Genomic DNA, 16,592 nt, shown 5'->3' with positions numbered 1-16,592 from the left:
CGAGATTACATGCACGCGCATCAGATGCAAGCTCATTTAATTACAGTGCAACAAACGTGGTTTTCTGCTACCGTGCGGGCATGGCGGCGAAGAATGCCGAGCGAGGGCTCATCGAGCAGTGGCGGGAGATCCTGTCGCTGCACGCCCGTACCCAGTGCGAACTGGACCGGGCGCTCCACGGGCACGGGCTGTGCGCGAGCGACTTCGAGGTGCTCGACGTGCTGGCCGAGGGCGCGGCCGTGGACGGCGGCTGTGCCTACCGGGTGCAGGAGATCGCCGAGCGGGTCCACCTCAGTCAGAGCGCGCTGTCCCGGCTGATCGCCCGGCTGGAGAAGGACGGCCTCGTGGAGCGGGGCATGTGCTCGGAGGACCGGCGCGCGGTGCGGGTCTCCCTCACGGAAAAGGGACACGCGCTGCACGGTGAGGTACGGCCCGTGCAGCGCGAGGTGCTGTCCCGGATGCTGGCCCACGCCGACTGACCGGGCCTCGGATCCCGGACCGCTCCCGCCACCGGGCCGCGAGCGCCGGGTCGCCGGTCGTCCGCGGGATGGCCGTCCGGTTCCACAGCGTCAGGTGCAACTGCTGCGCCGGGCCCGACAGTTCGGCCTCCGCCTCGCCCTCGGCCGCGCGCACGGTCACGGCCGGCCCGGCCGTGAGCCGTACGGTCCACACGGCGTCCGGTCCCGCGTCCACCGCACGAACCCGCAGCACGCGCGGCTGCTCGCTGCGCAGCCGGCTCCGTTCGCGGGAGTGGAAGCCGCGCAGCGGTGCGTCGATGCCGTCCACCGCGAAGTCCCGGCCGATCGGGGACGGTTCCCCGCCGCGCGCGCTTCCGGCTTCATGGCGGTGCACGACCGTCTCGTGCGCCTGCCGGCGGGCCCAGAACGCCGGCGGCGACGGGTTGGACGCGGTGTGGAAGGTCCAGCACTCCGGATCGGCGGGGGCGTGGTGGCCCGGTCGGTGACGAGGGCGGCGGCCCAGCGGTGTACGGCGCCGAGGTGCCGCACCAGATCGCGCACCCGCCACCCGGGGCACAGGGGGCACGTCCGCGCCGGGCCCCGCGGAAGCGGCGGCCGCCGCCGGCAACCGGCCCTCGCGTCCAGGACTTGGAGGAGGTCGGCGACCCGCAACCGGGTCGGCCGGCCGTCAGAGACAGCAGGCGGAGACATGACCGACGACCCCCGTGCGCTTGTTCCGTACGAGTTGCCGGGCGGTCGTGCTGGTGCCGCCCGGGCACTGGACGCGGGGGCCGGAGGCGGTCCGGTACCAGTACGCGCGGCCACCCTGGTCCGCGGTGCCGACGTAGTTGCCGCCCGGGGTGCCGCGCCTGTTGGTGTTCGTGCCCTTGGAGTCGGTGTGCGGCCCGCCGGTGTGTTCGCGAGTGCCGAGGGTCGCTTCCGGCACCGCGGCCGGTTTCGGACCGCGTGTCTTTCGCTCGGTCATGAGGCGACGCTGCTCATGACCGCGTCGGCTCATCCGGGTGACGGCGTCGAAACACCCGGACGTGGGACGGGACGGCCGGTGTCCTACCGGCAGGCGACGCGTACGCACGGACCGGCGGCCACCGCCGACAGACGCGGTCACCGCCGGTGCCGGCCATCGTCCGGACGCGGCGCCGACGCGAAGCGGAAGGGTGATCAGGCCAGGCGCGGGGTCACCTCGGTCGCTATCCACTCCATGGCCCGGCCGACGTGCTCGGCCGCGAGCGGCAGCCACAGGGTGCACTCGGCGAGCCCCGCCTCGGCGAGCCGGGCGAGGTCGTCGGCGACGCTCGCCGCGGTGGGCGCGGCGCCGCCGAGCGGGCGTCCCGGCGGGGCGAGCGCCGCGGGGAAACCGGGCGGAGTGAGGAACGCGGACGAGGCGAGCGTCAGACGGTCGGCGTGCTCCGCGCCGGCGAGGTCCCGCAGACGGCGCCGGACGTCGGTGACCTCCGCGGCGTCCACACCGGAGCCGTACCAGCCGTCGCCGAACCGCACCACCCGGCGCAGCGCGGCGTCACTGTGGCCGCCGACCCACACGGGCGGGCCGCCGGGGGTGACCGGAGGCACGCCCAGGTGCGCGGCGCGCAGCCGGGTGAACGGCCCGTCGAAGTCCGCGGGGCGCCGGGACCACAAGGCTTTGGCGGCGCCGAGGTGGTCGTCGGTGCGCGCACCGCGTTCCCCGGCGGACACGCCGACGGCCGCGAACTCGTCGGGGTTCCAGCCGGTGCCGACGCCGAGGACCAGACGGCCACCGGAGATCACGTCCAGGGTGGCGGCCTGGTTGGCTAGCACCAGCGCGGGGTAGTACGGCGCGACGAGCACGGACGTCAGCAGCCGCACGCGGGTCGTCGCCCCCGCCACGGCCGACAGCAGCACGAACGGGTCCGTGTCGAGGCCGAAACCGCTGTCCAGGAGCCGGTTGCCGACCGCGACATGGTCGAAGCCCAGCTCCTCGGCGTGGCGTGCGGCGCGGAGGGCGCCCGTTCCGTCGTGGAGCGGCCAGCGCGGTTGCAGGGAGACGCCGAGGCGCAGCGGGGTCATGGGAACGCCTTCCGGTAGCGGTGCGGACGGGGACACGACGATCACCGACCGCCCTGTCCCCATCCCCAACTCCCGCATGGTGATTGTTCATCCCGGCCGGTCCGGTCACCGGGTGCGTGTGGCCGGCTCGCGGTGCGCGTGATCGTCTTGAGGCGTGGAAACCATCATCGCCAGCGCCATAGCCGTCCTCGGCACCCTGCTCGGGTCGGCACTCACCCTCGCGTTCCAGCGGCGCACCACGGACAGAAACCACCAGTTCACCCGGCGCGAGAGTCTCCGGCAGGAGCGGCTGGAGGCATACTCGGCCTACGCGGGCGCGTTGGTCAACTACCGCCGGTGCCTGATCCACTTGTGGTTCTGCGAGCGCGAACAGCCACCGCCCGAGGACCCCGACACCGTCCGCATCCGCGCCTACGACCTGCGCTCCCAGGCCCAAGAGGCCCTGTTCCGGGCGCAGATGCTGACGGACGACGAGGGGCTCGGCCAGGCCGCGGAAGACGTGCTCGCGGAGATCACGAAGCTGTCCAAGGCGAACAGCAGGGCGGAATCGGATGAGTTGCGGGTGCGCACCCGGGACCTCGTCACCGGTTTCGTCAGCCGGGCGAAGCGGTGTCTGTGAAGGAGTGCCGCGTCGCCAGTCCGAGGACGGTGGCGATCGCCGCCAGCGCGGCCACGCTGGTGAGCGCGGTGGGCAGGGAGAACCAGTCGGCCATGAACCCGATCGCCGGCGGCCCGAGGAGCATGCCGCCGTAACCGAGGGTGGAGGCCAGGGCGACGCCGGACGCACCGGCCAGCGCACCCGCCTGGTCCACGGCGACCGGGAAGAGGTTGGCGAGCCCGAGCCCGGTCACCGCGAAACCGGCCAACGCGGCCCACACCGAGGGCGCGAGGGCACCGAGCAGCATGCCGACCGCCGCGACGGTACCTCCGGCGACCACGGTCCGGGCCCGCCCGAACCGGGCCAGCAGCGTCGTCCCGGTCAGCCGGCCGATGGTCATGGCGAGCGCGAAACACGCGTACCCGGCCGCCGCGCTGCCGGCGGAGGCATCGAGGTCCTGCTGGAGGTGGAGCGCGCCCCAGTCGGCCATCGCCCCCTCCCCGTACGCCGTGCACATCGCGACGAGCCCGAAGACGACCACGACCCCGCGCCGGTTCTTCCCGCCCGCCCGCGCCGCCTGAGCTGGTGTGCGCTCGAGCGGCTCCGGCGGCTCGTACCGCAGCAGGGTGCGCCCGGCGACGGCCGTGACGAGCAGCCCGACCACGGTGAGGCCCAGCAGATGGCGGGTGGGGGAGAGGACCTCGGCGACCAGTCCGCCGAGGCCCGCGCCGACCATTCCGCCCAGGCTGAAGGCCGCGTGGAAACTCGGCATGATCGGCTTGCGCGTCGCGGCGACCAGATCGACGGCGGCGCTGTTGAAGGCCACGTTGACCCCGCCGTAGCCCGCGCCGAACAGCAGCAGTACGGCCCCCAGCGCCGGCGCCGAGTGGGTGAGCGGGGGCAGCGCCACGCTCAGCGCGAGCACCACCATGCAGACCACGGTCACCGGATGGCTGCCGTAGCGACGGCACAGCCGCCCGATCAGCGTCATGGTGAGCACGGCCCCGGCGGACACGCCGAGCAGGGCGAGTCCGAGGGCGCCGGCGGAGGCGTGCGTCTGCTGCTTGATGTCGGGGATGCGGACGACCCATCCCGCGAAGATGAAACCGTCCAGGGCGAAGAAGGCGGTGATCGCGGCGCGCAGTGCCGTGAGGCTCCGGCCCGGCACGGCGCTGTGCACACGGGTTTTGTTTACTATCGGCACAAAATCCAGCGTACGGGGGGCGCGGGGAGTGGGCAAGACGGTCGCGGGCCGGCCCCGCGCGGCCGGTCGTCGACCCGGGTCCTCCGGTTGTGACGGTGACGAACCGGCGTCCGATGCTTCGCCCTTTCGGGCGCCCCGGCCCCGGGCCGTCCCGTACGCTCCACGGAACCGGATCGCGCGCGTGCCCGGCCGGCGGGACCGGGTCGGCCGCCCTGTCATACGGGCCCACCTGCGGGTTCCCCCCGCCGGGCGGTGCCGGGCGAGGCAACACCGGGCGAATCCGGACCTGTTCGGCGATCGCGCAGGTGTGCGAGTAGCTGAACTCGCGGTGGATACCGGTCGGTTAATGCTCGCTCACGAGCTGGTTGCGGACGGGTGAGCGCGCCATGATGGGCCCATGACGTTGGCCTCGCGCGCGCTCGCGCAACTGGCGACCTGGCCGGATCTGAGACAGACCGTGCCGAGCTGCGGCCTGGGGCAGGCGGTGAGTTCCGCCCAGGGTGAGATCGTCCACTTCCACTCCGAGCGGGATGTCGACCTGCTGCTCACCGACCGGGCCGTCCGGCGGTTCACCAAGGACCTCAAGCACTCGGGAGCGATCAGGATCGTGCGCGGCTCGCCGTGGGTGACACTGCGCCTGGATGCCGCTAGCGACGTCGATCTGCTGCTGACGCTGGTGAGCGTGGCGCTCCAGGCCCCGCAGACATGGCCGGACCCGGCCGACCGGCCACCGACGCTCTGCAACGACCAGCGGGGCGCGGGGTTCGTGAAGGCCGACCTGCGCGGCATGTGAGGGGGCGGACGCACGGAACGGCAGCTGATGCCCGCATCCGAGGCCGGCGGCGCCCCGGTCGGAGCGGCGGCCGAGGTGAACTGTGCCCCGCTTCACGCGGTGGCCGAGGTGAATGGCACTCCGGTGGTGGCCGCGTCCGAGGCGAACGGCGCTCCAGTCGTTGAGGCGTCCGAGGCGAGCGGCGCCCCGGTCGATGCGGCGTCCGAGCCGAACCCCGCCCCGGCCGTTGCCCTGCGCGGCCGGGAGGTGTCAGCGGGGCGCCCCGGCCGGGCCGGCCTCGACGGCCCGGTTGGTACTCGGTACCCCGCGCCTCACACCGCCAGCACCCGCACGCCCGCCTCCTCGAACCGCCGTACCGTCTCCTGCGCCACCGCGGTGTCCGTCACCAGCGTGTCCACCAGTTCGGCCCCGCAGATCCGGGCGAACGCGCGGCGGCCCAGTTTGCTGGAGTCGGCGGCGACCACCACCCGCTCGGCGCGCTCGCACAGCAGGCGGTTGATGGCGGCCTCCGCCTCGTCGTGCGCCGCCGCTCCGTGCGCGACGTCGAAACCGACCACACCGAGCACGGCCATGTCCAGGGTGATCTGGCCCAGCACCCCGTCCGCGAGCGGGCCGATCAGCTCGTACGACTGCGCGCGCGCCACCCCGCCCGTCACCACGATCTTGAACTGGGGGCGCACGGCGAGCTCGTTGGCGATGTTGAGCGCGTTGGTGACGACGGTCAGCGCCGGCGAGCCGGTGGCGAGATCGGCGCGCACGGCCAGCGCGCGGGCCACCTCCGTGGTGGTCGTACCGCCGGTCAGCCCCACCGCCTCGCCCGGCGCGAGGAGTTCGGCCACCGCCTTGGCGATGCGCTGCTTCTCCGAGGCGCGCCGGGCCGTCTTGTAGCGCAGCGGGAGTTCGTACGACACCCCGTGCACCACCGCGCCACCCCGGGTGCGCACCAGCATCTGCTGTTCGGCGAGCTGGTCGAAGTCCCGGCGGATCGTCGCCGCCGACACCGCCAGCTCGGCCGCCGCCTCCTCGACCTCCAGCCGGCCGCGCTCGACGAGCAGTTCCAGCAGCGCCTTCCAGCGGGCGTCCCGGGACATCCGCGGCCTCCGTCTTCTTCCTCCGGACGATCTCCCGGCGACCCTAGCGCACCCGGCTTCCCCGCCGAATGCTTGATTGTGCTCGAAAGATCGCTATACCTTGCAAGAACAATCAGCAAGGGGAGGGTATGGGCCATGACCCATGTCGAGAACGAGCTGAACAGCCAGCCGGAGTGCTGGATACGGGCCGCCGAACAGGCGGCAGGGCACCGTCAGGCACTGCCGCGGGCGGGGGAGCGGGTCGCCGTCGTCGGGTGCGGAACCTCCTACTTCATGGCCCAGGCGGTGGCCGCGCTACGGGAGGGCGCGGGGCAGGGCGAGACCGACGCGTTCGCCGCCTCCGAGTTCCCGCACGGGCGGTCCTACGACCGGGTCGTCGCCCTCACCCGGTCCGGCACTACCACCGAAGTACTGGCACTGCTGCAGGAGTTGGCCGGGCGGACCCGTACCACCGCGATCACCGCCGACCCGCGGACCCCGGTCATGGACGCCGCGGACGACCTCGTGGTGCTGGACTTCGCCGACGAACGCTCCGTCGTGCAGACCCGGTTCGCCACCACCGCGCTCACCCTGCTGCGCGCCCACCTCGGCCTGCACACCGACGCCGTCGTGGCCGACGCGCGCACCGCACTCGCCACCCCCCTGCCCGAAGGGCTCGTGGAGTGCCGCCAGTTCACCTTCCTCGGGCGCGGCTGGACGGTCGGACTCGCGAGCGAGGCCGGGCTGAAGATGCGTGAGGCGTCGCTGTCCTGGACCGAGGCATACCCGGCGATGGAGTACCGGCACGGCCCGATCAGCGTGACCTGCGAGGGGACCGCCACCTGGATGCTCGGCACGGCACCCGACGGGCTCGCCGCGCAGGTCCGCGCCACCGGCGGGATGTGGATCGAGGGCGAGCTGGACCCGCTCGCCGAACTCGTCCGCGTCCAGCGGCTCGCGGTCGCGGTCGCCGCCGCCCGGGGACTCGACCCCGACCGGCCGCGCCACCTCACCCGCTCGGTCATCCTCACCCCCTGACCCGCCGGTCCCGCCCAGGAAGGACACACCCCGTGCCCCTCGTGCCCACCGGCGAGCTGGTCACCCGGGCCGCAGCGGCCCGCGCCGCCGTCGCCGCGTTCAACGTCATCACCCTGGAACACATCGAGGCCGTCATCGCCGGTGCCGAGACGGCCGGTTCACCCGTCGTCCTCCAAGTCAGCGAGAACGCCGTGAAGTTCCGCTACGGACGGCTCCTGCCGCTGGCCCGCGCCGCCGTCACCGCCGCAGAACGGGCCGCCGTACCCGTCGGATTGCACCTGGACCACGTGCAGAGCGACGACCTGCTCCGCCAGGCACCCGACGCCGGGTTCGGCTCGGTCATGTACGACGCGGCCCGTCTGTCCTACGCCGACAACCTGGCCGCGACCCGGGCCGCCGCCGACTGGGCGCACGCCCAAGGGCTGTGGATCGAGGCGGAGTTGGGGGAGATCGGCGGCAAGGACGGCCGGCCCCCGCTGGACGCCCACGCGCCCGGCGCGCGCACCGACCCGGACCGGGCGCGGGACTTCGTCGCCGGCACCGGCGTCGACGCCCTGGCCGTCGCCGTCGGCAGCGCCCACGCCATGACCAGCCGCACCGCCGTCCTCGACCACGCCCTGCTCACCCGGCTGTCCGCCGCGCTGAGCGTGCCGCTCGTCCTGCACGGCTCCAGCGGCGTACCGGACGAGCAACTGGTCGCGGCCGTCGGCGAAGGCATCGCCAAGGTCAACGTCGGCACCGCGCTCAACGCGGCCATGACCGGCGCGATCAGGGATTTCCTCGCCGCCCGCCCCGAGGCCGTCGACTCCCGCGCCTACCTCGGCGTGGGCCGGGAGGCGATGGCCCGCGAAGTCCGCCGGATCATCGGGGTACTGTCCCGGGCCGACGGCGGCTGACCGGCACCGGCCGGGAACCGCGCCACCGGCCGGGACCGGCGGCGCGGTCCCCGATCGGGGCCCCTAGCCCCTCTTGACCGCCCGCAGCACCACGAACTTCGGGTCCGACGCCACCGTCTCGCTGTTGCCGAACAACCGCTTCAGCTTCAGGTGGTAGCCGAGGTGCCGGTTGCCGATCACCCACAGCTCACCGCCCGGCCGCAGCGCGCGCTTCGCCCCGCTGAACATCCGCCAGGCCGTCGTGTCCGTGGTCGCCTGATGGGAGTGGAACGGCGGGTTGTTCAGCACCAGGTCCACACTGCCCGAGGCGACCCCGGCCAGCCCGTCCCCGACCCGGAACTCGGCGTGCCCCGGCACCCCGTTCGCCTTGTACGTCGCCTCCGCCGAGGCCACCGCCTGGAAGGACTCGTCCACGAACAGCACCTCGGCCGTCGGATCGGCCAGCGCCACCGCCGTCCCCACCACGCCGTTGCCGCAGCCGAGGTCCACCACGCGCCCCGCGCCGGGACCGGGCAGGTGCCGCAGGAAGAAGCGGGTGCCGATGTCCAGCCGGTCGGCGCAGAAGACGCCCGCGTGGTTGACCACCGGGCGCCCCGACACCGCGCCGACACCGTCGGGCAGGGCGTAGCTGTACGGCCACGGGTTCGCCGGCCGCTCCAGCGCCGGGTCGGGGGTGCAGAAGATCAGCCGGGCCTTCTGCCGGGCCAGCGAGGTCCGGGTCGGCCCGAGGATCCGCTCGAACAGCCGGAGCGTCGAGGTGTGGATCTCCTTCACCATGCCGGTGCCGATCACCACCGTGTCCGCGTGCACGGCCGGCGCCAGCCGCAGCAACTGGTCCTCCAGCAGCGCCAGGCTCTTGGGCACCCGCACCAGCAGCACGTCCACCCGCTCCGGAGGCGGGTCCTGCGTGGTGAGCAGCCTCACGGCGCCCGGCTCCACACCGGCCCGCGCCAGATTCGCCCGGGTCGCCTCCTGACCGAGGAAGGAGTCGGTGATCTGCGTCGGCCGGTGCCCGGCCAGCGCGGTGACCAGCGCGCCCCAGCGGTCCCCGACCACCACGACCGTGCCGGTGAGCGGCACCTCCTCCTCGGCGAGATGGCGCAGCAGGTACGCGTCGGAGGCGTCCCAGGCACGCAGCCGGTCGCGCGGATCCTCGGGGAAGCGGGTCAGCTCGACCTCGCCCCACGGTGTCGTCATACGGTCGCTCATCGTGCGTCCAGGCTAGCCGAGCCGCAGCTCAGGGCCCGTGGGGCAGGATGGGGGCATGGAGGACGAGCTCTTCCCGAGGGAGCGCACACAGGTCGCGCCGGGCGCCGTGCACGTCCCGGACTGGCTGGACCCCGCACGGCAGCGCGCCCTGCTCGCCGCCTGCCGGGACTGGGCCCGGCCCCCCGCCGGACTGCGCACGGTCCGCACCCCGGGCGGCGGCACGATGACCGCACGCCAGGTCTGTCTCGGCTGGCACTGGTACCCGTACGCCTACGCCCGCACCGCCGTGGACGGCGACGGTGCCCCCGTCAAGCCGTTCCCGGACCGGCTCGGCGAGCTGGGCCGCCGCGCGGTGACCGACGCGCTCGGCCCGGACGCCGTACCGGCCGCGCCGTACGACATCGCGCTGATCAACTTCTACGACGCCGACGCCCGCATGGGCATGCACCGCGACGCCGACGAACGGGCGGACGCCCCGGTGGTCTCCCTCAGCCTCGGCGACACCTGCGTGTTCCGCTTCGGCAACACCGCCACGCGCGGCAGGCCGTACACCGACGTGGAGCTGCGCGGCGGCGATTTGTTCGTCTTCGGCGGCCCCTCCCGGCTCGCCTACCACGGTGTGCCGAGCGTCCGCCCGGGCACGGCCCCGGACTGGCTGGGCCTCACCGGCAGGCTGAACATCACCCTGCGGGTGAGCGGCCGGTAGCGGGCGGCGCCGGTCACCCCGGAGGCGGATCATGGGAGACTCGCCCTCATGAACGGCAAGGCGGATCCCCGGACAGCGGGGGAGAGGACCACCTCGAGGGCGCGGCTGGACCGGGGGCGCGGCGCTCTCGGACCCGCGCTGGAGCTGGTGCACACCGGACGGGCGCCGACCCGGGCCGTGCTCACCGCCGAACTCGGCGTCACCCGGGCGACGGCCGGCGCGGTGGCCGCCGAACTGGAGGCGCTCGGCCTGATCCGGGTGGACGCCCGGCCCGGCTCCGCGGCCGGTTCCCAAGGCCGCCCCTCGCACCGGCTGGAGGTCGCCGAGGACGGGCCGGTGGCCCTCGCCGCGCAGATCCACGCCGACGGATTCCGGGCCGCGCTGGTCGGACTCGGCGGGCGGATCGTGGCGACCGCGCCCGGCTGCGAGACCGTCGACGCCGACCCGGCCAAGGTGCTCGCCAGCGTCGTGGAGGCGGGCGCGGAGCTGCTGCGCACCACCGGCCGGCGCTGTGTCGGCGCCGGACTCGCCGTGCCGTCCGCTGTCGCCGAACCCGACGGCCTGGCCCTCAACCCGCTGCACCTGGCCTGGCCCGTCGGCGCGCCCGTCCGGCGGATCTTCGCGGAGTGCGTGCGCGCCGCCGGCATCGACGGGCCCGCCTTCACGGGCAACGACGTCAACCTGGTCGCGCTCGCCGAACACCGGCACGGCGCCGGGCGGGGTGCGCGGGACCTGCTGTGCGTGGCCACCGGGCACCGCGGGGTCGGCGGCGCGCTCGTGCTGGACGGCCGGCTGCACACCGGCAGTTCGGGTCTCGCGCTGGAGGTCGGCCATCTCACGGTCAACCCGGAGGGCCGCCCCTGCCACTGCGGCGGCCGCGGCTGCCTGGACGTGGAGGCCGACCCGCTGGCCCTGCTGGTGGAGGCCGGCCTCGAGCCCGGCCCCGAGCTGTCGCTGCTGCGGCAGGCCGACGACCTGCTGCGCACCCGGTACGACGACCCGGCCGTGCGCAGGGCGGCCGAAGCCCTCATCGACCGCCTCGGCCTCGGCCTGGCCGGCCTGGTCAACATCCTGAACCCGGACCGCATCGTCCTCGGCGGCCTGCACCGCACCCTGCTGGCGGCCGACCCGGGCCGGCTGCGCGCGGTGGTGGCGGACCGCAGCCTGTGGGGCCAGAGCGGCGGCGTCCCCATCCTGCCGTGCACCCTGGACCACAGCAGCCTGGTCGGCGCCGCGGAACTGGCCTGGCAGCCGGTCCTGGACGACCCGCTGACGGCACTGGCCGGCACCACGGGCTGACCCCGGTACCCCGGTCGCGCCGGACCGCCAGTACGTCCCACGGCCAGTACGTCACACCGTCAGTACGTCACCGTGATGCGGCGCGCCGGGCCGTCCACACGGACCTGTCCGCCGTAGGGGATCACCAGTTGCGGATCGGTGTGTCCGAAGTCCACATCGAAGACCGCCATGGTGTGCGGGGCATATACCTCCAGGGCGCGGAGCACCGCCGCACGCTGCTCGGTGGCGTAGCGCCGCTTGGCGTCCGCGTCGTTCGGCCGCTCGAAGGACCACGCCTTGGCACGCGCCATCAGCAGCGCGGGGAAGCGCTCCAGCAGACCGCGTTCCCCCATGTTGCGCAGGATCCGGAAGACCTCGGCGGCGCTCGGCAGCTCCTCCGAGGTCTCCAGGAACAGTACGCCGCCGTCGTAGGCCGCCGGGTCGCGTTCGATCTCGCGGTCGGCCATCAGCAGCCACGACAGGATCTCCAGGTTGCCGCCCCAGGCGCGCCCCTCCACCAGCCGCTCGGGCCGGTGCCAGATCCAGCCGCCGGCCGGCTGGGAGTCGGGCTCGGCGTCGAACGTGGCCGGATCGGCCCAGTCGCGGTCGGTGTCGCGGTAGCGCCCGGCCGGACGCAGTTCGTACGGGCCCGAGGTGAACAGGGCCGCGCGCACCGAGTCGGCCGTCACCGGGTGCAGCGCGTAAGGGCGGCCCAGCTCGGTCATCACACAGGCGCCGTGGTAGCCGACGATGCCCACGTTGCGCAGGAACACCAGCAGATTGGTGTTGTCGCTGAACCCGAAGAACGGCTTGGGGTGGGCGCGGATCAGCTCACGGTCCAGGTGGGGCAGCACGGTGATCTGGTCGTCCCCGCCGATGGCGGCCATCACCGCCTTGACCGTCGGATCGGCGAACGCGGCGTGGATGTCGGCGGCGCGCTCCCGCGGGCCGGCGCCCATGGTGCGGGTGGTGGGGTACTCCACCGGTTCCAGACCGAAGTCCTCCCGCAGCCGTCTCAGCCCCAGCTCGTACGGAAGCGGCAGGATGCCCGGCAGACCGGCGCTAGGCGAGAGGACCGCTATCCGGTCACCGGGCACGGGCTTGGGCGGATACACGGGTGTGATCATGCCGGCCAGGCTAGGGGCCCGGCCCGGTCCTGATCACCCGCATTTCCCCGCCGGGACGCGCTCACTTCCAGTCGGCCCCGAACGCCCGCCCCGGATGCTCCCCGAGCATCCGCTCCACCAGCTCCGCGCCCACCGCCGCCGTCAGCCGCCGCCGCACCCGGCGCAGCAGATACGGCATCCCGGGCCCGCCGTCGACCGAGCGCGCCCCGGCGGTCACCGTGTCCCCGCCGAGCAGCAACCGGTCCCCGAACCCCGCCTCGGCCAGGGCCCGTACCGCCTCCGGCATCCGCCAGTCGGTGGCGTGGTGGGCGCGGGACGGCCCGTCGAAGGCCAGCCAGCAGCCCGCCGCGGCGGCCTCCCGGTGCGCCACCGGGTCGGGGAAGCGGTTCAGATGCCCCAGGATCACCCGCTCCCCGGGCACTCCCAGCTCGCCGCACAGCAGGTCCAGTACGTCCAGCGCGCCGGTGCCCAGCTCCAGGTGCACGGCGATGGGCGCGCCGGTGGCGTGGTGGGCCTCGGCCGCCGCCGTCATCGTCCGGCGGGCGTGCGCGTCGAGCCCGTGGAAACCGCCCGCCACCTTGATCAGGCCGGCCCGCACCCCGGTCGTCCCGATGCCCTCGGTCAGCTCGGTCACGAACAGCTCGGCGAGCCGGTCCCCGCTCAGCTCCTCCAACACCCGCGGGTCGTAGTGCGCCGCCTGGTGCAGCCCGGTGGCGCAGACGATCCGCACCCCGGTCGCCCGGGACAGCGCCGGCAGGTCCGCCGCTCGCCGCCCCATGCCGTACGGCGTCCACTGCGCGACGGCCGCGCCGCCCGCCGCGCGGAAGGCCGCCAGCTCGGCCCGCGCGGCCGGCACGTCGTCCAGCTCCTGCCCCGGCAACCGCGGGCTGCGCAGGAAGAGATGGTCGTGCGCGTCGCACACGCCCAGCTCCTCGGGACCGATGTCGCCGAGGACCGTACGGACGCGCCTCACCACTGCCGTCCGCGCGGAAGCCGGTCCCGGCCGGGCACGGACAGGTGCAGCACCTCGAAGAGATCCCCGTCCGCCTCGGGGCCGTCGTGCTCCCAGAGGGAGAAGTGCACGACCTCCCAGGCACGCGTGTCCACGGCCGCCGCCGCGAGCACCGCGCCGTCCGCCGCCGCCAGCCTTCCCGTCTCGGCCACCGCGTCCGCCATGAACGACGCCAACTCAACGCCCTCCGGCACCGGTTGACGCCGGCGCACGGCGTACGCCGGCGCGGAGGCGGTCGCGGTGCCCTCCTCGAAGGCCAGGCCGGTCCACTGACGTACCGCCGGCCGGCCGAAGTCGTTGACCGGCCCCTGGAAGGCCCCGTCCCACAGGAACCTGTTCATGCCCTCCATGGTGTTCCACAGGTAGAACGGTCCGTACTGGTTCACCGGCGAGCCGTTCACCCCCCGCTCGCGCATCACGTACGTCTTGATGCCCAGGCCGTCCCAGTCGTCCAGCACATGCCCGACGCGGGCGACCCGGGAGCGGACGAGCCCCGTGTCGTAGTCGGCGGGCAGGGTGAACTCGTACTGCATCGCGTGCACTTCGTGCTTCCCTTCTCAGGCGGGGTAGTCGGACACGTGCGCGTGCCACGAGGCCGTCGTGCCGTCCTCGGCGGCCTCCACGACCGCGAGGTGGGTCATGAAGGTGCGGGGCCCGGCACCGTGCCAGTGCCGTTCGCCCGGTTCGATCCACACCGTGTCGCCCGCGCGGATCTCCTCCACCTCGCCGTCCGCGCGTCCCACCAGGCCCTCGCCCTCCAGGACGTGCAGCACCTGCCCGTGCGGATGCGTGTGCCAGGCCGTGTGCGCGCCCGGCGCGAAGTGGACGTTGAACATGCGCAGCCGGGACGGGGCGGCGGGGGCGGCTATCTCGTCCAGCCAGACCGCGCCGGTGAAGGTGTCCGCCGGACCCTGCCGGGTGTCGGGCCGGCGTCTGGTGATGTGCACGTGACTCGGTTCTCCTGTCGGGGAGTTCGGGAAGGACGTCGGATTCGGGGGCTTCAGCCGGTTCCGTGCGTCCGGGGAGCGAGCAGCGCGAGCAGACCGCGGACGCCGGCGTCGAAAGCGGCGGGGGAGCCGGAGGCGCGGGCGAGCACATAGCCGCCCTGCACGGTCGCGAGCACGGCCGCGGCGATCTCCGCGCCGTCCAGCTCCGACGCGAACTGCCCCTGCCGCTTGCCCTCTTCGACGATCTCGGCGATCCGGTCCCGGATCGCGGCGATCGTCTCGTCCACCGGCGCGCGCAGTTCGTCGCTCGCGATCACGTCCGGATCCATGGTCAGCCGGCCGACCGGGCAGCCCCGCAGCACATCGCGCTCGCGCAGCAGATACGCCTCGATCCGTTCGTACGGTGTGCCCGGCCCGCCGAGCACGGCCTCGGCGGTGGCCCGCAGTTCGGCGGCGGTACGCCGGATCGCGGCCAGGGCGAGATCCGGCTTGCCCTTGAAGTGGTGGTACATGCTGCCCTGGCCCGCTCCCGAGCGCTCCAGGATCGCCTTGGGGCTGGTGCCCACGTATCCGCGCTCCCACAGCAGCTCACGGGTGGACTCGATCAGTCGTTCCGAGGTGCTCATGCGAGCACTTTACATACTAGTAGTTACAGTCGCTAGTCGGTTCCCGGATCAGCCGGCCGGCCTCCCGTATCCGCCAGTCCGTTCGCGCGTATCCGTCAGTCCGTTCGCACAGGTGAGCCGCACGGTGAGCACGGCGGGAGCGCCCCGGGCCCAAGGTGCCCGGGGCGCTCCCGCCGTGTCGTCGTCCGCCGCGGCCGGCCGCTCAGCCCGGCGCCGCACCGCCGTCGGCCATCGCGCTCGCCACCGCGGCGACCGCGGGGGCCGAGGTGGCCGTGGTGGCTGTGGCCGCCACCACCTCCATCGGGACGGCCGGACCGCCTCCCGCCGTCGTCCCGGCCCCCGCCGGGGCCGAGACCCCGGCCGCGACCGCCGCCGTGGCGGGTGCCCGTGCGGGTGCCGGCCGGGGTGTGTCCTGGGGCGGCCGTGCCGGATGGCCGTGGGCCGCCGCCGTGGCCGGCAGCGTGAACCACACGACCTTGCCGTTCTCCCCGTCCGGCCGCGCACCCCAGCTCTCGCTCACCGCGGCCACCATCGCCAGTCCCCGCCCGCAGGTGGCCAGCGGGGTGGCGTCCGCCGGGTCCGTGGCGTCGGCCGGTACCGGAAGGCGCGGATCGTGGTCGCGTACCGAGACCGTGAGCCGGTCCGGCAGCAACTCCAGCTCCACGGTGCACGACTTGTCGGGCCTGGCGTGCCGGTGGACGTTGCTCAGCAGCTCCGTCACACCGAGCGCGGCCCGGTCGATCAATGGGTCGAGATGCCAGTAGCGCAACTGCGCAGATACGATTCTGCGGACCTGGCCGATCCGCGACGGCAGGGCTTGGAGCTCCACCGTGCAGTGCCTGCTTGGATGACTGGTCACGGCTGCGACTCCCCGATGTGAGGTCCGGAGGAACCGGAAGAACACGGAGAACAACGGATCCAGCAGGGTGCTTGCGTCCAAACGTCCGCCTGCTGTCGTGGCCGGCGGGCTGGTTCGCAGCGTTGTCGCCGGTAAACCCAGAGTGACGTGAGACCAGAGTGACGCAGCGCACGCACTCCCGCAACTCGCCGCGACCGCGCGCCGGGCGAGGACGCGGGCGCGCGGTCCGGCTCGCCCGGCCGCCGCGTCCCGCGCCGCTCAGCCGCCGCGCCCCGCGGCCCGGCGGACCGCCTCGATGAACCTCCGGGCGGCGGGCGGCCCCGGCCGTCCCGGCGCCGGGTCGCGCTCGCCCAGCGTCAGCAGATACCGCGTGCCGTTCAGGTCGGCCAGCGCCCGGTCGTCCGGGGCGAACCACGGCTTGGAGGCGCGCACCGCCTGCACCGGCGCGCTGTCTATCTCGCTGCCGTAGCTGGTGAGCAACTGGAGCCTGCCGTCGCTGATCCGGACCTGTCCGGCCCGGGTGAGCGAACGCAGGCCCTTGCCGATCCGCACGCCTGTGGCCCTGAATTCCGGCTCAGCCATGTCGGCCCCCCTCGCGCTCATTTCCCTGGGTGCGTGGTTCCCTGGTTCGTCGGTTTCTCGTGCGCCCCCGTGCGGGACGGACCGTCCCGTCGCGTGCAGTCTGCCCCGGCCGGGCCAGGAGCACC

The 16,592-nt window shown here is 73.9% G+C and carries 20 protein-coding genes; 7 read left to right on the top strand and 13 right to left on the bottom strand.

The window, feature by feature from the left end:
* The first annotated feature begins 80 nt into the window (after positions 1-80).
* Complete coding sequence (locus tag IE251_RS20035; RefSeq protein WP_189754363.1) at positions 81-479, top strand: MarR family winged helix-turn-helix transcriptional regulator; 399 nt, start codon at positions 81-83, stop codon at positions 477-479.
* 156 nt (positions 480-635) lie between these two features.
* Here the strand turns inward: IE251_RS20035 and IE251_RS20030 are convergent, their stop codons facing one another.
* From IE251_RS20030 to IE251_RS20020, 3 genes are all read right to left on the bottom strand, one after another.
* Positions 636-1,169 carry a maleylpyruvate isomerase N-terminal domain-containing protein gene (locus IE251_RS20030; protein ID WP_350968854.1) on the bottom strand — a complete coding sequence of 178 codons (534 nt, stop codon included), beginning with the start codon at positions 1,167-1,169 and terminating at the stop codon, positions 636-638.
* A complete protein-coding gene (locus IE251_RS20025) occupies positions 1,147-1,443 on the bottom strand; it encodes a hypothetical protein (protein WP_189754362.1) in 297 nt (98 codons plus the stop codon). Before IE251_RS20025 ends, IE251_RS20030 begins: the two co-directional genes overlap by 23 nt.
* Positions 1,444-1,637: 194 nt before the next feature.
* The gene (locus tag IE251_RS20020) at positions 1,638-2,522 is read right to left on the bottom strand and encodes a TIGR03619 family F420-dependent LLM class oxidoreductase (protein WP_229896860.1); all 885 of its coding nucleotides are present in this window, start codon (positions 2,520-2,522) and stop codon (positions 1,638-1,640) included.
* 154 nt (positions 2,523-2,676) lie between these two features.
* Here IE251_RS20020 and kilB point away from each other — a divergent pair, with 154 nt between their 5' ends.
* Positions 2,677-3,141 (top strand): plasmid transfer protein KilB, encoded by a 465-nt coding sequence (gene kilB, locus IE251_RS20015; protein WP_189754361.1) that lies wholly within the window; start codon positions 2,677-2,679, stop codon positions 3,139-3,141.
* Here the strand turns inward: kilB and IE251_RS20010 are convergent.
* Positions 3,116-4,288, bottom strand: coding sequence for an MFS transporter (locus IE251_RS20010; RefSeq protein WP_189754602.1), 1,173 nt, complete (start codon positions 4,286-4,288; stop codon positions 3,116-3,118). The two genes, kilB and IE251_RS20010, sit on opposite strands and share 26 nt — an antisense overlap.
* Before the next feature lie 433 nt (positions 4,289-4,721).
* Between IE251_RS20010 and IE251_RS20005 the strand changes: the two genes are divergently transcribed.
* Positions 4,722-5,117, top strand: a complete 396-nt coding sequence (locus IE251_RS20005) for a luciferase domain-containing protein (protein ID WP_189754360.1) — start codon at positions 4,722-4,724, stop codon at positions 5,115-5,117.
* Between the two features lie 311 nt (positions 5,118-5,428).
* Here IE251_RS20005 and IE251_RS20000 read toward each other — a convergent pair whose 3' ends face one another.
* Complete coding sequence (locus IE251_RS20000) at positions 5,429-6,208, bottom strand: DeoR/GlpR family DNA-binding transcription regulator (RefSeq protein ID WP_189754359.1); 780 nt, start codon at positions 6,206-6,208, stop codon at positions 5,429-5,431.
* A 135-nt stretch (positions 6,209-6,343) separates the two neighbouring features.
* Between IE251_RS20000 and IE251_RS19995 the strand changes: the two genes are divergently transcribed.
* Together IE251_RS19995 and IE251_RS19990 are read left to right on the top strand one after the other, a co-directional pair.
* Entirely contained in the window at positions 6,344-7,225 is an 882-nt protein-coding gene (locus IE251_RS19995; protein ID WP_189754358.1) for an SIS domain-containing protein, read from the top strand.
* A 32-nt stretch (positions 7,226-7,257) separates the two neighbouring features.
* The gene (locus IE251_RS19990; protein WP_189754357.1) at positions 7,258-8,121 is read left to right on the top strand and encodes a class II fructose-bisphosphate aldolase; all 864 of its coding nucleotides are present in this window, start codon (positions 7,258-7,260) and stop codon (positions 8,119-8,121) included.
* A gap of 63 nt (positions 8,122-8,184) precedes the next feature.
* On the opposite strand, the gene IE251_RS19985 is transcribed toward IE251_RS19990, so the two are convergent.
* The gene (locus IE251_RS19985) at positions 8,185-9,318 is read right to left on the bottom strand and encodes a methyltransferase (protein WP_189754356.1); all 1,134 of its coding nucleotides are present in this window, start codon (positions 9,316-9,318) and stop codon (positions 8,185-8,187) included.
* Between the two features lie 67 nt (positions 9,319-9,385).
* Between IE251_RS19985 and IE251_RS19980 the strand changes: the two genes are divergently transcribed.
* Both IE251_RS19980 and IE251_RS19975 read left to right on the top strand, forming a co-directional pair.
* The gene (locus tag IE251_RS19980; RefSeq protein ID WP_189754355.1) at positions 9,386-10,036 is read left to right on the top strand and encodes an alpha-ketoglutarate-dependent dioxygenase AlkB family protein; all 651 of its coding nucleotides are present in this window, start codon (positions 9,386-9,388) and stop codon (positions 10,034-10,036) included.
* 48 nt (positions 10,037-10,084) lie between these two features.
* Positions 10,085-11,335, top strand: coding sequence for an ROK family protein (locus tag IE251_RS19975; RefSeq protein WP_189754354.1), 1,251 nt, complete (start codon positions 10,085-10,087; stop codon positions 11,333-11,335).
* Positions 11,336-11,394: 59 nt separating this feature from the next.
* On the opposite strand, the gene IE251_RS19970 is transcribed toward IE251_RS19975, so the two are convergent.
* From IE251_RS19970 to IE251_RS19940, 7 genes are all read right to left on the bottom strand, one after another.
* Positions 11,395-12,441 (bottom strand): S66 family peptidase, encoded by a 1,047-nt coding sequence (locus IE251_RS19970; RefSeq protein ID WP_189754353.1) that lies wholly within the window; start codon positions 12,439-12,441, stop codon positions 11,395-11,397.
* Between the two features lie 61 nt (positions 12,442-12,502).
* Complete coding sequence (locus IE251_RS19965; RefSeq protein ID WP_189754352.1) at positions 12,503-13,414, bottom strand: phosphotriesterase family protein; 912 nt, start codon at positions 13,412-13,414, stop codon at positions 12,503-12,505.
* On the bottom strand, positions 13,411-13,995 hold the full coding sequence (locus tag IE251_RS19960) for a DUF4865 family protein (protein ID WP_189754351.1): 585 nt from the start codon (positions 13,993-13,995) through the stop codon (positions 13,411-13,413). Before IE251_RS19960 ends, IE251_RS19965 begins: the two co-directional genes overlap by 4 nt.
* Before the next feature lie 15 nt (positions 13,996-14,010).
* Positions 14,011-14,400, bottom strand: coding sequence for a (R)-mandelonitrile lyase (locus tag IE251_RS19955; RefSeq protein WP_189754350.1), 390 nt, complete (start codon positions 14,398-14,400; stop codon positions 14,011-14,013).
* Positions 14,401-14,453: 53 nt separating this feature from the next.
* The gene (locus IE251_RS19950) at positions 14,454-15,026 is read right to left on the bottom strand and encodes a TetR/AcrR family transcriptional regulator (protein ID WP_189754349.1); all 573 of its coding nucleotides are present in this window, start codon (positions 15,024-15,026) and stop codon (positions 14,454-14,456) included.
* A 202-nt stretch (positions 15,027-15,228) separates the two neighbouring features.
* Positions 15,229-15,885, bottom strand: a complete 657-nt coding sequence (locus IE251_RS19945; protein WP_229896859.1) for an ATP-binding protein — start codon at positions 15,883-15,885, stop codon at positions 15,229-15,231.
* A gap of 258 nt (positions 15,886-16,143) precedes the next feature.
* Positions 16,144-16,467, bottom strand: coding sequence for a hypothetical protein (locus IE251_RS19940; protein ID WP_030775553.1), 324 nt, complete (start codon positions 16,465-16,467; stop codon positions 16,144-16,146).
* Between the last annotated feature and the right edge of the window lie 125 nt (positions 16,468-16,592).

Origin of the sequence: Streptomyces eurythermus (assembly GCF_014649115.1) — a bacterium.
Classification (GTDB): domain Bacteria; phylum Actinomycetota; class Actinomycetes; order Streptomycetales; family Streptomycetaceae; genus Streptomyces; species Streptomyces eurythermus.
The sequence above is the reverse complement of the archived record's forward strand: the minus strand, read 5'-3'. Positions and strand labels throughout refer to the sequence as shown.

What these genes read in the sequence shown, in the direction of transcription:
- IE251_RS19950 (WP_189754349.1), bottom strand. Translation starts at nt 15,026, where the DNA reads ATGAGCACCTCGGAACGACTGATCGAGTCCACCCGTGAGCTGCTGTGG.
- IE251_RS19995 (WP_189754358.1), top strand. Translation starts at nt 6,344, where the DNA reads ATGACCCATGTCGAGAACGAGCTGAACAGCCAGCCGGAGTGCTGGATA.
- IE251_RS20035 (WP_189754363.1), top strand. Translation starts at nt 81, where the DNA reads ATGGCGGCGAAGAATGCCGAGCGAGGGCTCATCGAGCAGTGGCGGGAG.
- IE251_RS20030 (WP_350968854.1), bottom strand. Translation starts at nt 1,169, where the DNA reads ATGTCTCCGCCTGCTGTCTCTGACGGCCGGCCGACCCGGTTGCGGGTC.
- IE251_RS19970 (WP_189754353.1), bottom strand. Translation starts at nt 12,441, where the DNA reads ATGATCACACCCGTGTATCCGCCCAAGCCCGTGCCCGGTGACCGGATA.
- IE251_RS19985 (WP_189754356.1), bottom strand. Translation starts at nt 9,318, where the DNA reads ATGACGACACCGTGGGGCGAGGTCGAGCTGACCCGCTTCCCCGAGGAT.
- IE251_RS20020 (WP_229896860.1), bottom strand. Translation starts at nt 2,522, where the DNA reads ATGACCCCGCTGCGCCTCGGCGTCTCCCTGCAACCGCGCTGGCCGCTC.
- IE251_RS20025 (WP_189754362.1), bottom strand. Translation starts at nt 1,443, where the DNA reads ATGACCGAGCGAAAGACACGCGGTCCGAAACCGGCCGCGGTGCCGGAA.
- IE251_RS19975 (WP_189754354.1), top strand. Translation starts at nt 10,085, where the DNA reads ATGAACGGCAAGGCGGATCCCCGGACAGCGGGGGAGAGGACCACCTCG.
- IE251_RS19940 (WP_030775553.1), bottom strand. Translation starts at nt 16,467, where the DNA reads ATGGCTGAGCCGGAATTCAGGGCCACAGGCGTGCGGATCGGCAAGGGC.
- IE251_RS20000 (WP_189754359.1), bottom strand. Translation starts at nt 6,208, where the DNA reads ATGTCCCGGGACGCCCGCTGGAAGGCGCTGCTGGAACTGCTCGTCGAG.
- IE251_RS19980 (WP_189754355.1), top strand. Translation starts at nt 9,386, where the DNA reads ATGGAGGACGAGCTCTTCCCGAGGGAGCGCACACAGGTCGCGCCGGGC.
- IE251_RS20005 (WP_189754360.1), top strand. Translation starts at nt 4,722, where the DNA reads ATGACGTTGGCCTCGCGCGCGCTCGCGCAACTGGCGACCTGGCCGGAT.